We start from the raw sequence: 13865 nt of genomic DNA, 5'->3' as shown, positions 1-13865 counted from the left end.
TTCTCCTATTTCACGCCGGCGAGAGGAACCGGCTGTCCCTTGTAGACGACCCGGCCGAGATCGTTGTACCGCTGGTTGTTCACGCCCCAGATCTGGTTGGGGATCGTCTCGTGCAGGTTGATCGGCTTGACCCCCTTGGGCACGACCACGCCGACCGCGTCCATCTGGAACGCGTACGGCACGGTGCGATGGCCGTCGTAGAGCGGCGTGACGGTGTAGTCGACTTCCTGTTTCTCCCGCACCGCCGCGGTCACCTCGTTCTCCACCGCCAGCATGTTCGGCGAGAAGTCCCGGTCGTTCTGGTCGATCCGGTTGGCGTTGGTGGTCCGGCTGCACGTGGCCAGGTTCTCCAGGTTCGTGCCGTCGCCGCCGAGCTGCTTGCCGAGCAGGTGGCAGTTGTTGATCCACTTGCCGGGCTTGCCGGTCGCGCCGAGGACCTTGCTGTAGCGCCGGCCCCAGTAGTAGCCGGGCGGCCTGATCTTCGAGTTGGTGGCGGAGCCGGTGCCGAGGTCGCTGTACGTGAGGCACGCCTCGACGCCGGTGGCGCGGTCGCCGTTGGAGGTGTCCACCGGCTTGTAGTTCGGTTCGGGCAGCCGTTCCTCACAGCCCTCGTCGCGGCGGGAGTCGGTCTTGGTCTTCACCTGGGACGCCGCCGAGACGACCGCGACCACCGCGCCGGTGGCGTCGACCGCCGCCTGCCAGAGCCGCTGCGCCTGAACCTTGTTGTCGGCCACCACGTTCTCGATGGTGTCCACCACGGCCGCGGCGGCCGTCGGCGCGGACGACACCACCTCGGGCAGGTTCAGCACCGCCGTCGTGGCCGCGCTGCCGACCGCGATCGCGGTGTGCTTGGCCGCGCTCTCCGCCGCGTCGCGGGCCGCCTGGGTGATGCGCAGAGCCCGTTCGTAGGCCGCCTTGCGGGCCGCTTCGGCGGCGCGCTCGGCCCAGTCGATGGGGCTGTTGCCGCCGCCACCGCCGACGGGGTTGGGACGGCTTCCGGCGCCGTGGCCCGAACTGTACGGGTAACCGCCGCCACCGCACTGGCTGGTCCAGGAATGGGTGTCGCAGAACAGGTCGTGCGCCGACTCGTGGTAGAGGCTGTGGTAGTAGGCGTCGCACTCCATGCCGTAGATGGCGGTGCAGGAGTCGTCGCCGAGCGGTGTCGGCTTGATGACGTTCCACAGCATCTGGAGTTCGATTTCGACCAGGTCGTCCCGGCCGACGGCCTTCTTGGCGTACTTCCACACGGAGCCCCAGCCGAAGTTGCCGGTGGGGTCGGTGGCGTTGACCGGGTCGGAGTTGGCGTACAGGTAGCGGTTGGCGTTGCCGGACGGCTGCGCGCCCAGCGACATGCTGTCCCGCGAGGTGAAGGCGCCGCTGGTCGGGTCGTACCACCGCGCGCCCATGTCGACCTTGCCGGTGCCGGGGTCGGTCCAATCGCCTTGGTAGCCAACGTTTCCGGTGTCGCCGGTGTGCGCGGTGACCTGGCCGAACGGGCTGTAGGCGGTGGTGCCGGACAGGGCGGACAGGGTGGTGTCGGCCGGGTTGAACGCGCCGACCACGTCGTCGTGCCGGTCGCTCAAGGTCAGCTGCTTGGACGTTCCACTTTGGACGGCCAGCAGATCGCCGCCCGGGCCGCGGGCATAGGTCTCGCTGCCGTCGGACACCGGGTCGTTGCCTTGTCCCGCATAGGTGAACGCGGTGCCGTTGCGGGAGCTGACCCGGTCCATGCTGTCGTAGCTGTAGGTCTGGCCCGGCGCGGCGGCGAGGCGGTCGAAGCCGTCGTAGGTGTACTTGGCGGTGCCGCCGGAATTCGTTTGCGAGGCAAGGGTTCCGCGTGCGGTGTAGGTGTAGCTGTCGCCGCCCTGGGTCAGCAGCCGGTTGCGCTCGTCGTAGGTGGCGGTGGTCGCGCCGGCCTTGGTGCGGTTGCCGGCGGCGTCCCAGCCGTAGTCGGTCTTGACGCCATTGGTGGTGTCGCTGGTCAGCCGCCCGGACGAGTCGTAGCTGTAGGAGGTGGTGACGCCGAGCTCGGTCTTGTCCGACAGTTGGTCGTCGAGGTCGTAGTGGTACGTGGTGCTGGCCACCGCCTGCGAGGCGGAGTTGGTCAGGACATCGGTGCTGGTGCGGCCGAAGTCGTCGTAGCCGTAGGTGCGGGTGCGGCCGGCGCCGTAGCCGACGGTCTTGACCTGCCCGGCGCCGTCGTAGCCCAGCTGTTGTTTGGTGCCGGTCAATCCGTCGGTGACGGAATCGAGGCGGGCGTGCACGTAGCTGTAGCCGGTGGTGCCGGCGGCGTCCGTGCGGGCGGTCTGGTTGCCGTCGCCGTCGTAGCCGAAGCTCGCGGCGCCGGAAGGCCCGCTGCTGCTGAGGATCTGCCCGCGGTCGTTGTACGTGTAGGTGTCGGAGCCGGAGGTCACCAGCCGACCGCCCTGGTCGTAGCCGAGGTGGCGGGGCGAGGTGGTCGCCTCCGCGCCGCTGCCGGTCGCGTCGGTGAGCCGGTTGGCCGCGTCGAAGGTCATCTGCTGCGCCACGCCGCCGGGCTCGGTCTGGCGGACCGCGTTGCCGTTGGCGTCGTAGCCGACGGTCCAGGTGCGGTCGGCCGCGTTGGGCTGGGCCGCGGTAGCCGGCTCGATCGTCGACTCGGGCAGGCCGAGGCTGTTGTAGGTGGTGATGGTGGAGTTGCCGCGGCCGTCGGTGAACCGGGTGACGTTGCCGGCCGCGTCGTAGCCGAACGAGCTGGTGATGGACGTCTTGGCGTCCACCGGCTCGACCTGGCTCACCAGCTGGCTGGCCGCGTCGTAGGCGTAGGTCGTGGTGGCCTGCAAGGGATCCGTCACCGAGGTGCGGTTGCCGACCAGGTCGTAGGCGTAGCGCGTGGTGCGCAGGGTGCTGCCGTCCGACTTGAGGTCGGCGGAGGCGACCACCTGGCCCAACAGGTCGTAGCTGGTCTGGCTGGTGCGGCCGAGGCCGTCGGTGGCGCGCACCTGCCGGCCGGCGAAGTCGTAGCCGTACTGGGTCGGGACGCCGGACGGGTCGGTGGTGCTGGTCAGTTCGCCGACGGTGTCGTAGGTGTTGACGGTGCCGGCGCCGGTGGGTGACGTCAACCGGAGCATGTTGCCCTGGTCGTCGTATTTCATCACCGTGGTGTAGGCGGCCGAGGAGGGCCGGCGCTCCACGGCGGTGCCGGACACCTGCCGGTCCAGATCGTCGTACGTGGCCTCGGTCCGTGCGCCGTTCGGATCCACAGTGGACAGGACCTTGCCGGTGCGGGAGTAGGTGTAGGCGGTGATCGAGCGGTCGTCGTTGGTCGCCGACGGCGCGTCCACGGTGGAGGTTCGGTCCAGCTGGTCGAAGGTGGTGCGGGTGACGTTGCCGCGCGGATCGGTGACGGTGGTGATGTTGTTGTTGCCGTCGTACTCGTACTTCGTCGTCGGCGTGATCGCCTGGCTGGCGCCCGGGGCGAGGTAGCTCGGGTTGCTCTGGGTGAGCATCCGGCCGGCGGCGTCGTAGGTCGCGTGGCTGGTGTAGGTCCGCTCGTCGGTGAGCTCGACCTGGTCGTCGAAGGTGTCGTAACCGGTCTTGCGAGTGGGAGCCTGGGTGGTGGCGGGATTTCCGTTGGACTCCACCGAGAGCGCCGGCCCGCTGGAGCCGGTCTGCCGGCCCAGCTCGTCGTAGCTGAGCGTGGTGGTGTAGGCGGCCTTGTTCGCGCCGGCGACGTTGCCGCGCGGGTCGGTCACCGAAGTCTGTAGGCCGCGCTGGTCGTAGGTGTACGAGGTGGTGCGCGGGGTGGTGCCGTCGGTGACCGTCGTGGTGAGCGGGTTGCCGGCGTCGTCGTAGGTGTAGTCGGTGGCGGCCGGTGTGGTGGACATGATCCACGGCACGTTGGAGGCCTTGCCGGACACCTCGGTGTGGGTGACGTTGCCGTTGGCGTCGTACTTGTACGTGGTGGTGCGGCTCAGCCCGTTCGGATCGACCACAGTGGACACAGGTCGGCCGTTGAGGTCCGGCGTGTGCTGGGTGGTGGTCGCGCCGTTGTCGGTGACCTGCTTGGTCAGGTTGCCGGCGGCGTCGTAGCTGTCGTCCTCCAGCACGTAGTCCTTGGTCGAGCCGTCAGGGTTGTGGAAACCCTTCAGCACCACGAGGTGCGTCTTGCCGTCGCCGTAGTAGGTGTACTCGGTGCGGCGGCCCATCGCGTCGGTGTCGCTGGCCAGGCGGCCGGCGAAGTCGTAGCTGTAGGCGTGCAGCAGCAGGTAGTCGCCGGTGCCGGTGGCCGGCGCGCCGGGCGGGTCGCTGTGCCAGTCGCGCAGCCGCACCTCGGCGAGGCTGTTGCGCGCCGTGTAGGCGAAGTCGTAGCGGTTGCCGTTCGGGTCGGTCTGCGAGGTGAGGTTGCCGAACTGGTCGTAGCCGTAGCCGGTCTCGTTGCCGACGCCGTCGGTAGTCCGGACCGGCCGGTCGTGGTCGTCGTAGTCGGTGGTGGTGGTTCGGGTCGGGTCGCCGCCGAGCACGTCCGAGTAGTCCACCCGCGTCGGGTCGCCGTCCACGTCGTAGGTCGTGGCGGTTTTGCGCTGGTGCTTGACATTCGTGACGGCGTCGGTGGTCTGCGGCTCGGTGACGGTGGCCAGGCGGGACCAGCCGTCGTAGCCGAAGGTCGTGACCAGCCCGGACGGGTAGCTGTCGGAGATCTCCTTCTCGGTGACCTTCCGGCCGATCGCGTCGTAGGTGTACTGGGTGATCAGCCCGGACGGCGCGGTGACCTGGGCCAGGTCGCCGTTGCTGTAGTAGGCGTACCGGGTGTACTTGCCGCGACCGTCCATTGTGGAGGCGAGCAGCCCGGCCGGCACGATGCCGCCGCTGAAGCCGGCCTCGGAGCCGGCGGTGTAGCTGTTCTGGATCAGGCTGCCGTCCGGCCCGGTGCGCGTGGCCACCTGGCCGGTGGAGTGGTAGGTGTAGCTGGTCCGGTAGGTGGTGTCGGTCGCGCTCGCGGACCGGCCGTCCCGGGTGTCGGTGGCCAGGTAGGAGCGCGGGTCGTACGGGTTGGTGATCGTCGCCGGGTACGAGGTGCGCGTGGTCTGGCAGTCGTTGACCGCGCGGCAGGTGGTGCTGCTGATCACGTCGCCGCGGGAGTCGTAGGTCATCGACGTGGCGTCGCCGTTCTCGTCGGTGACCTTGGTCAGCATGCCGCTGTCGTCGTAGGTGTACGAGCGGATGCTCACGCCGTCGGCGTCGTAGCGGACGAACACCGGGCCGCCGGAGTCGCCGGGAATGGTGGTGCAGAAGGCCGGGTCGTTCGGGTCCGGCGCGGTGCAGCTCTGCACCGGCGGGGGCGGCGTGGCCGTCGGCTCGCCGGGGTTGTCGTCGTCGCGGGCCTCGATGCCCAGCGGCAGGCCGAAGCGCAGCAGCCAGCCGCCGATGGCGTCGTACTCGTACAGGCTCGGCCGGTTGGACGGGTCCAGCACCTCGACGCTGCGGCGCAGGTCGGTGTCGTCGCCGTAGACCGTTGGCGTGCCGACCTTCCAGGTGCCGCCGTTGCCGTCGGTGTACTCCTTGACCCGGTCCTGGGCCACGTCATAGGTGATCGCGGCGGCGGTCTTGCCGCTGGGCAGGGTGATCGACGAGAGCTGGTCGGCCGCGCCGGTGCCGGCCTTGTAGTGCGCGGCAACCGCCGCCGCGCCCAGCGGTCCACTGTAGACGGACACGTCGTCGATCGCGCCGGTGTAGGAGCGCTGGGCGGTGGCGCCCCAGGCCGGCCACGACGCCGGCGTGCTGGCGTAGGCCGCGCCGAGCTGGTTGAACGTCAGCAGCGAGGCGTCGATCTGCTGGCCGGTCAGGTCCGCGACCTTCGCTCCGTCCAGGTACAGGGTCTGCGTGCTGCCCATCGAGGACAACACCACCTGGTGCCACTTGCCGTCGTTGACGGCGGTGGCGGAGGTGATCGGGTTGATGGCGCCGGTGGCGAACTGGCCGCGCAGCTTGCCGTCCGTGCCGACGTAGAGCACGGGCACGCCGGTGGTGGACGCGGTGCCCAACGCCTTGTCCTGGTAGCCGAGCAGGGGGCCGCCCGAGCCGGTCAGGGAGTTCTTGAACCACAGCTCGACGGCCGCGTCCCGGCTCTTCTTCACGGTGCCCTTGGGCAGCGTCACCGCGGAAGTGGCGCCGTTGAAGGAAACCGCGGTGTCGCTGGTGCCGGCGAGCGCGCCGGCCGTGCCGAGCGTGACGTTGGAGTAGGTGGCGGCGTCCTTGCCGACGTTGACCGTCACCTCGCTGCCGGCGGCGGCGCCGTCGGGCTCACCCAGCCGCCAGTACGACTCCGGGTGCGAGTCGAGCACCGTGCTGCGGTAGTGCGAGCCGGCGGCGTAACCGTAGTTGGTGCAAGCACTTCCGGGCCCGCAGACCTTGGTCAGCGTGTCGCCGGTGTAGCTGTAGGCCCAGCCCAGCGCCGCGCCGTTGACCGGATCGGTCGTCACGCTGGTGACGTGGTTGCCGGTCCAGACGAAGGTCAGCGATCGGCCGGCGGTGTTGGTCTGGCTGTTGGAGACCTGGGCCTTGGACAGCTTGCCGGTGGTCGTGTCGTACGTGATCACGATGGCGTGGCCGGCGTTGTCGGTGAGCCGGGTGATCCGGCCGGCGGTGGAGAACTGGTAGGTCGTGCCGGACTTGTCCAGCAGCTTCCACGACGTGGAGTCCAGGGTGAGCTGCGCGGTGCGGCCGGCCGGCGCGGAGTAGCTGCCGTCGGCGTTCTTGCCGAAGCGCACCTGCTGGCCGTCCGGGTAGGTCACCACGACATTGCCGGAGCCGTCGTTGTCCGGCGCCAGCTTCATGTCGTACGTCGAGGACCAGCCGGCCCCGAACAGGCCGTCCTTGCGCGGGTCCAGGCTGTTGTAGGTCCGGGTCAGGGTCAGCTGCGGGCCGACCGTGGCCACCGAGGCGTCGACCGCGGCGGTGCTGTAGTTGCCGACGTTCGGGTCGAAGTCCTGCCGCTGCTCGCCGTAGGGCGCGCCGGCCAGGCGGGAGGTGATGTCCGGCTGCGGCACCGACGTCAGGATCGTGGCGTACGGCGAGATGACCTCGTTGCTGGCGTCCTTCACGTAGGCCCGCCACAGGTACGCCTTGGTCCAGCTCAGGGTTGCGGTCGGCACCGTGTAGGCCTGCTTGGTGGAGTAGGCCGACTGCGTGCAGTTGGTGGGCTTGCCGGCGTCGTCGCGCAGGCAGACCTCGAACTTGAACTGGAGCGACGAGCTCGGCGGCGCGTCGATGTCCAGCGCCCGTGCCCACAGCTGCGGCGTCAGCGTCGGGGCCTGGAAACCGTTGGGGGGATAGAGTTCCTGCACCACCGGCGGGATGTCGAAGACCTGGAGCACCAGCCGGGCCGGCGGCACCTGGTAGTCGGTGAACACCTGGCCGCCGGTGTGCACCATGGTGAAGTCGAGGAAGTACTTGCCCGGCGGCAGCGCCTTGATGGTCGCGTCCAGCGTCACCCGGCCGCCCCGGGCCACCGTGCTGGTGAGGTTCGCGGACCGTTGCTGGACAACGGAAGCGCCGGTGGCGGTGTTGTAGGCGCGGTAGGCCAGGTAGTAGCTGCCCGGGGCCCAGGCCTCGGCGCTCTTGTTGGTGACGGCGACCTTGATCTTGCCGTCCTGGTTCTGGAGCACGGCCGGGTTCGGCACCGGGTTCGGGATCGAGTACGACGCGTTGTACGGGCTGTGCGTGACGTACAGGCGCGGCGGGTTGGCGGTGCCGGTGCCGGTGAACCACTTGCCGGACAGGGCATCGCTCGACCCGCGGATGGACAGGCCGTTGTTGGCCTGGTCGCCGTTGACCCAGCGCTGCACCAGGTCACGGCCGGCGGCGCCGAGGTTGATCGTCTCGCCCGCGGTGGGGCAGTCCGAGGAGGAGTGGCCGAACGCGATGTAGCCGTGCGCGAAGGACTTGCTGGCCAGCGAGCCGCCGACGGCCGGCCCCGGCCAGTTGTAGCCGCTGCCGCCGGTCCACGAGCCGGTCACCGGGTTGACGGTGATCTCGCGCGGCTTGCAGGAGTCGGAGTTGTACTCGACCATCCACAGCTGCGCGCCGAAGATGGTGTGGTACTGGAGCTTGCCCACCAGGTCGCTGAACTTCACGTAGGACGCCGACTGGTGGCCGTCCACGGTGCCCACCAACAGGTCCTGGTCGCCCTTGGCCGAGCCGACGCCCTCCTGGACGTACATCGCGTCGGTGCCGGAGCCGCCGTCGACCGGCATCTTCACGGTCGGGTCGACCTGGACCGGGAACTGCCGGTCCGGGTCGCGCAGCCAGGCCGCGTCGAGGCTGACCTCGAGCTTGTCGCCGGCCAGCCGGTAGGTCACGCCGGCCGAGCGCGCGGCCCCGGCGTCGATCATGTCACCGGCCGGGACGACCGCCTTGGTGGTGCCGGCACTGTCGGCCAGCGTGATCTGCCCGTTGGCCAGGCGCGGGGTCAATCCGTTGAGCCGCAAGGGAAAGGTGTAGCTGGTGGGTGCGTCGGGGGAGTCAAGCACCAGCGTTTCCTTGACGCCGCCGGACACCGACTCCAGCTTGAGGTCGACGTGCGGGCGCACCGCCGGGTAGGTGATCGCGCTGTCGCCGACCGTGCCGGTGACGGCCGCCGCGCCGTCGAGGCCGAAGGACACCTGCTGGCCGGGGCCGGTGGTGACGGTGGCGAGATCCGGCGCGGCGGCCGTCGGCGCGAAGTGCAGGCCGACGGCGTCGGCGGTGTTGCGCCAGCCCGACTTGCCGTCCGAGGTGAGCCGCGTGTCGATCGGCTGCCAGCCGTCGGGCGTCCGGTAGTTCACCGGCGCCGTGGAGAACTCGGTGGTTTCCGTGCCGTCGGGATTGGCGTACGTGGTGTCGTACGCGCCGCGGGCGGCCGGGATCTCCTTGCTCGTCTTCGGATCGAATCCGGTGGCCTCGGTCGCCGGCGGCGTTTCCACCGAAGCCGCATTCTGAGATGGATTCCAGGTTAACGAGGGGTAGCGCGCACGTAGTGAATTGGGCAACGTGCGGTTACCGGGTTGTCCGCTGGGCCTGTCGGAGGCCGTGGCCGATCCCCATCGCTGCTCCGGCCCGTGCGCGTAGGACGAGCCGCCGAACCAGTCGCCGCCCGAGAACGGCCCGATCAGGCCGGTGGTGGCGACCCCGGTCAGCAGCACGATCGCCAGGCCAACTGCGGTGATCTTGACCGGCACGCTCGCCGTCAGCCACCAGGCCGCCACGAAACCGCGTGATCTCCGTCGCCCCATGCCCCAGTGCCTCCCCGTTCGCCTCGACCGACGACGGTGGCAGCGGGATGTGTAGCCGATCTGTATTCGAAGTGGTTTCCGGTGGCGGGCCGGGTCGCCTAGATTGGCGGCAAAGGCGGCGTAAAGGGGACGCATGCGATTTCGGGTTCTCGGCCGGGTCGAGTACCTCGCCGACGCCGAATGGCGACGCATCGGCGCGGCCAAGTGGCGGACGCTGCTGGCCACGCTGCTGGTCGAGCCGGACCGTCTCGTCTCCAGCGACCGAATCGCCGCGCAGCTGTGGGGGGACCGGCCGCCGAAGACCGTGGACAACCAGATCTACGGCTATGTCGCCCGGCTGCGCCGACTGCTCGGCGCGGACCTGCTGGTGACGCAGTCGCCCGGCTACCGGCTGCGCGTCGCCGCCGTGGACACCGATGCCGGCCGGTTCACCGTGCTGGCCGACCGCGGCCGCGCGGCGTTACGGGCGGGCGACACCGAAGGCGCGGCCCGGGATCTGGCCGAGGCGTTGGCGTTGTGGCGCGGCGATCCGTACGAGGACGTGCCGGTGGCGCCGATGATCCGCGCCGAGGCGGACCGGCTGGCCGAGGCCCGGGTGGACGCGCTGGAGGACTGGGCCGAGGCCGAGCTGGCTCGCGGCGAGCATGGCCCGGTGCTGGCCCGGCTGGCCGATTTTGTCGCCCGCTACCCGTTGCGGGAACGATTGCGGCAGACGCAGATGCTCGCCCTGTACCGGCAGGGCCGGCAGGCCGAGGCCATCGGCGTCTACACCGAGCTGCGGCGGTTGCTGGCCGAGGAGCTGGGCGTGGACCCCGGCTCGGCGATCCAGAGCCTGTACGAGCAGATCGTGCGGGCCGATCCCGCGCTCTCGGTGCGGCAGACCGGCGTCGTGGTCCCGGTGCACCAACTGCCGCCGGACATCCCCGACTTCACCGGCCGCGCCGACACCATGGCCGTCCTCGTCGACGCACTGTCCGCCGGCGTGGAGACCGGACCGCCGCCGGTCGCGGTGCTGGTCGGGGGGCCGGGCGTCGGCAAGTCCAGCCTCGCCGTGCACGCCGCGCACGCGATCCGGGCCCGGTTCCCGGACGGCCAGTTCTACCTCGATCTCGCCGGCACCTCGGCCCGGCCCCGGGATCCGGCCATGCTGCTGGCCGACATGCTCGGGGCGCTGGGCGTTCGCGGCGAGTGGGTGCCCGACGAGCTGGCCGCGCGGTCGGCGCTGTACCGCTCGCTGCTGGGCCGAAGACGGATGCTGCTCGTGCTCGACGACGCCGCCGACGCCGGCCAGGTGCGGCCGCTGCTGCCGCCGACCGGCAGCTGCGCGGTGCTGATCACCACCCGAAGATCGATCGCCGACCTGCCCGGGGCCCGGCATGCCGAGCTGGACGTGTTCGCGCCCGACGAGGCGCTGGAGCTGTTCACCGCCATCGTCGGCGCGCCGCGGGTGGCGGCCGAGCCGGCCGACGCCGAGGCGATTCTCCGGTTCTGCGGCCATCTGCCGCTGGCGATCCGGATCTCCGGCGGCAAGCTGGCCGGCCGGGCCAAGTGGCCGCTGCGGGTGCTGCGGGAACGACTCGACGACGAGTCGCAGCGGCTGGACGAGCTGCGGGTGGGGGAGTCGGGGGTGCGCGCCAGCTTCGAGCTGAGCCTGCGGTCGCTGCCCGACGACGCGGTGCTGGGATTCGCCTTGCTGGGCCTGTCGTGCGCGCGGCCGGTGGCGGCGTGGGTGCTGGGTCCGCTGCTCGACCGGGCCCGGGCCGACGAGGTCATGGACCTGCTGTTGGACGCCAGCCTGATCCAGGTCGTCGACACCGACGTGACCGGCCAGCTCCGGTATCAGCTGCCCAGTCTGTTGCACGCCTATGCCGCGGAGGTCGCGGCGGCGCTGCCGGAGCCGGTTCGGCGGGCCGCCGTCGTGCGTCTGCTGGGAGCGTGGCTGTACCTGGCCGAGCGGGCCGGGGAACACCTGCCGCCCAGCCTGTTCCGGCCCACGCCGGGCACGGCCGTCCGCGTCGCGGTGCCGGTCGACGTGGAGCGGGATCCGCTGGGATGGTTCGCGTCCGAACGATCCACCGCCCTTGACGCCGTCGCCCTGGCCGCCGAGTGGGGCCTCGACGAGCTGGCCTGGGAACTGGCCGCAGCCATGGTGTCGTACTACGACCTGCGCAGCCTGCACCAGGACTGGTTGAAGGGCCACGAGATCGCCCTCGGGGCCGTGCGCGCCGCCGGCAACGAGCGGGGCGAGGCCGTGCTGCTGACCGAGCTCGCCCAGGTGCAGATCTACCGGGACCAGTTCGACACCGCCGCCCCCGCCGTGCACCGTGCTTTGGAGCTCTACCAACGGATCCGCGACCAGCGTGGCGAGGCGCTGGCCACCGGCGCGCTGGGCACCATCGAACGCTTCCGCGGCAACCACGACGAGGCCCTCGCGCTGGCCAAGCTGGCGCTGGACCTGGTGATCGCCGCCGGTGACCGGCACATTGAGGCGCAGCTGCGCAACGGCATCGCCGTCATCCACCTGGCCCAGGGCTCCTCGGCCGAGGCCGAGACCTGGTTCACCGGCGCCCTCGACCTGGCCCGGCAGACCGGCGACGTGCACCGGGAAGCCGTGGTGCTGCGGGAAATGAGCCGCCTGCACACCGACGACCGCGCCCTGGCCTGCCTCTGGTCCGCGCACGACAAGTTCGAGCGGCTCGGCGACGAGCGCTGCCTGGCCTACACCCTGCTGCGGATGGGCCAGGTCCACGCCGCCCGCCGGGACAGCCGGCAGACCGCCGCCGTGCTGGCCCGGGCCGCCTCCTGGTTCCAGCGGGACGGGGACCGCATGGGCGAGGCCAGCTGCTGGCAGCTGCTCGGCGAGCTCGACATCGGCTACGACAACCGCGAGGCCGCCCGCGTTCACCTGGGCCGGGCCCTGGCCCTGTGGCAGACCTTCGGCGCGGCCGAGCCCGCCCGGTCGGTCTCCGCCCGGCTCCAGGAGCTCGAGGCCGGCTGAGCTTGACAGGCCATTGCTGCATATACAACACTGGGGCATGAGCACCTCTGCCATCGAGGAGATCGTGGGCGACTGCCTTGCGGTGCGGATCCGGCTGGTCAGCCGGGCCCTCACCGGCCTCTACGACGGCGCGCTCGGCGGGCACGGGCTCACCATCGCCCAGGTCAACCTGCTGGCCGCGCTGGGCAAGGCCGGGCCGTGCCCGCCGTCGCGGCTGGCCGAGGTGTTGCAGCTGGAGCGGTCCACGGTCAGCCGGAATCTCACCCTGCTGCTCAACCACGGCTGGATCGAGGCCGTCTCGTCCGACGCGAAGGGCATGCGCGAGGTGGCGCTGACGGCGGTCGGCCGGGCCAAGATCGAGTCCGTGCTGCCCGACTGGCGACAGGCACAGCGCGACGCCGAGCGGTTTCTCGGGGCCGCCGGCGTGGACTCGATCCGGGAGATGGCGGCGGCCATGGGATACGCGCCGGGCGCCTGATCGAACGGGACGCGCCCGGCGTGGGCCACTGCCCGTATGGTGTATATACAACGTGAGGAGAAGCTGATGACGACCTACTTCGCCGACAAGGTGGTTGTGGTCACGGGGGCGTCCCGGGGCATCGGCCGGGCCGTGGCGCTGGCCTTCGCCCGGGAAGGGGCCCGGCTGGTGCTCGCGGCCCGCTCGGCCGAGCGGCTGGCCGAGCTCGAACGGGAGGTGCGCGGCCTGGGGCCCGAGGCGTTGGCCGTGCCGACCGACGTGACCTCGCCCGACGCCGTGACCGCCCTGGTGGACGCCACGACGCGCCGCTTCGGGCGGATCGACGTGCTGGTGAACAACGCCGGCATCGGCAAGGTCGGCGACATCGCGTCGGCCACCTTCGCCGACGATCTCGACCAGACGCTGCGGGCCAGTGTCTTCGGGATGATCGCCGTGACCCAGCGCGTGCTGCCGGTGCTGCGGGCGCAGGGTTCGGGCGCGATCGTCAACATGTCCTCGGTGATGGGGCGCAAGGCCTTCGCGCGGTTCGGCTCGTACGCGATGGTGATGCACGGCGTCTCCGCCTTCTCCGACAGCCTCCGCCAGGAGGTGGCCGGCAGCGGCATCCGGGTGTCGGCGATCCACCCGGCGCTCACCGCCACCGACCTGCTGCGGGACGTCGACGAGGCCGAGATGCCGCCGCCGTTCCGGCACATGACGCCGCTGTCCTCGCAGGACGTCGCCCGCGCGGTGGTGACCGCCGTCCGACGCGGCCGGCGACGCGTCGTGCTGCCGCGAACGGCGAACATGCTGCTGCTCGGCGAAGCGCTCTCACCCCGCGTCGGCGACCTGATCGCCACCGCCCTCACCCGCCGCCCCATCGCCGCACTGCTGGGCATGAGCCGCGGGAAGACCTACCACCAGGCGATCTCCGCTCGACCCGTCAGTGAGCTGCGCTGACCACGGGGGCCCGGACCAGCACTGCGGCCAGGCCGATGGCCCAGGTGATCACCGTGGTCGTCCGGCCGCCGACGATTCGGGGCAGCAGCCGTCTCGCCGGACCGCTTTGCGTCCCGGCCGGGGCGATGTCGTCCTCGATCCCTTCCGCCGGCGCCGCATCGGGCCGCCGAGCCTGGCGGAACATGCTTGCTGGCATGGT

Annotated in this window: 5 protein-coding genes; 3 read left to right on the top strand and 2 right to left on the bottom strand. The window is 70.9% G+C overall.

The window, feature by feature from the left end; translation table 11 throughout:
• Window positions 1-5: 5 nt before the first annotated feature.
• The gene (locus tag ACIG5F_RS40080) at window positions 6-9251 is read right to left on the bottom strand and encodes an RHS repeat-associated core domain-containing protein (RefSeq protein ID WP_396525318.1); all 9246 of its coding nucleotides are present in this window, start codon (window positions 9249-9251) and stop codon (window positions 6-8) included.
• Between the two features lie 133 nt (window positions 9252-9384).
• On the opposite strand from ACIG5F_RS40080, the gene ACIG5F_RS40075 reads away from it, so the two are divergent.
• The 3 genes from ACIG5F_RS40075 (at window position 9385) to ACIG5F_RS40065 (ending at window position 13666) form a co-directional block, all read left to right on the top strand.
• Window positions 9385-12249: a BTAD domain-containing putative transcriptional regulator gene (locus ACIG5F_RS40075; RefSeq protein WP_396525317.1), complete on the top strand. Its 2865-nt coding sequence runs from the start codon at window positions 9385-9387 to the stop codon at window positions 12247-12249.
• Window positions 12250-12286: 37 nt separating this feature from the next.
• The gene (locus ACIG5F_RS40070) at window positions 12287-12727 is read left to right on the top strand and encodes a MarR family winged helix-turn-helix transcriptional regulator (RefSeq protein ID WP_396525316.1); all 441 of its coding nucleotides are present in this window, start codon (window positions 12287-12289) and stop codon (window positions 12725-12727) included.
• 66 nt (window positions 12728-12793) lie between these two features.
• On the top strand, window positions 12794-13666 hold the full coding sequence (locus ACIG5F_RS40065; RefSeq protein WP_396525315.1) for an SDR family oxidoreductase: 873 nt from the start codon (window positions 12794-12796) through the stop codon (window positions 13664-13666).
• Here the strand turns inward: ACIG5F_RS40065 and ACIG5F_RS40060 are convergent.
• Window positions 13650-13862 carry a hypothetical protein gene (locus ACIG5F_RS40060; protein ID WP_396525313.1) on the bottom strand — a complete coding sequence of 71 codons (213 nt, stop codon included), beginning with the start codon at window positions 13860-13862 and terminating at the stop codon, window positions 13650-13652. The genes ACIG5F_RS40065 and ACIG5F_RS40060 overlap by 17 nt on opposite strands.
• Window positions 13863-13865 lie beyond the last annotated feature (3 nt).

The organism is Kutzneria sp. NPDC052558 (assembly GCF_044547355.1).
In the GTDB taxonomy this organism is placed as follows: Bacteria; Actinomycetota; Actinomycetes; order Mycobacteriales; family Pseudonocardiaceae; genus Kutzneria.
This window is presented reverse-complemented; position numbering and strand designations above follow the sequence as displayed.

Excerpts from the sequence above, each read along its gene's own strand:
- ACIG5F_RS40080 (WP_396525318.1), bottom strand. The coding sequence starts at position 9,251 with ATGGGGCGACGGAGATCACGCGGTTTCGTGGCGGCCTGGTGGCTGACG.
- ACIG5F_RS40075 (WP_396525317.1), top strand. The coding sequence starts at position 9,385 with ATGCGATTTCGGGTTCTCGGCCGGGTCGAGTACCTCGCCGACGCCGAA.
- ACIG5F_RS40070 (WP_396525316.1), top strand. The coding sequence starts at position 12,287 with ATGAGCACCTCTGCCATCGAGGAGATCGTGGGCGACTGCCTTGCGGTG.
- ACIG5F_RS40065 (WP_396525315.1), top strand. The coding sequence starts at position 12,794 with ATGACGACCTACTTCGCCGACAAGGTGGTTGTGGTCACGGGGGCGTCC.
- ACIG5F_RS40060 (WP_396525313.1), bottom strand. The coding sequence starts at position 13,862 with ATGCCAGCAAGCATGTTCCGCCAGGCTCGGCGGCCCGATGCGGCGCCG.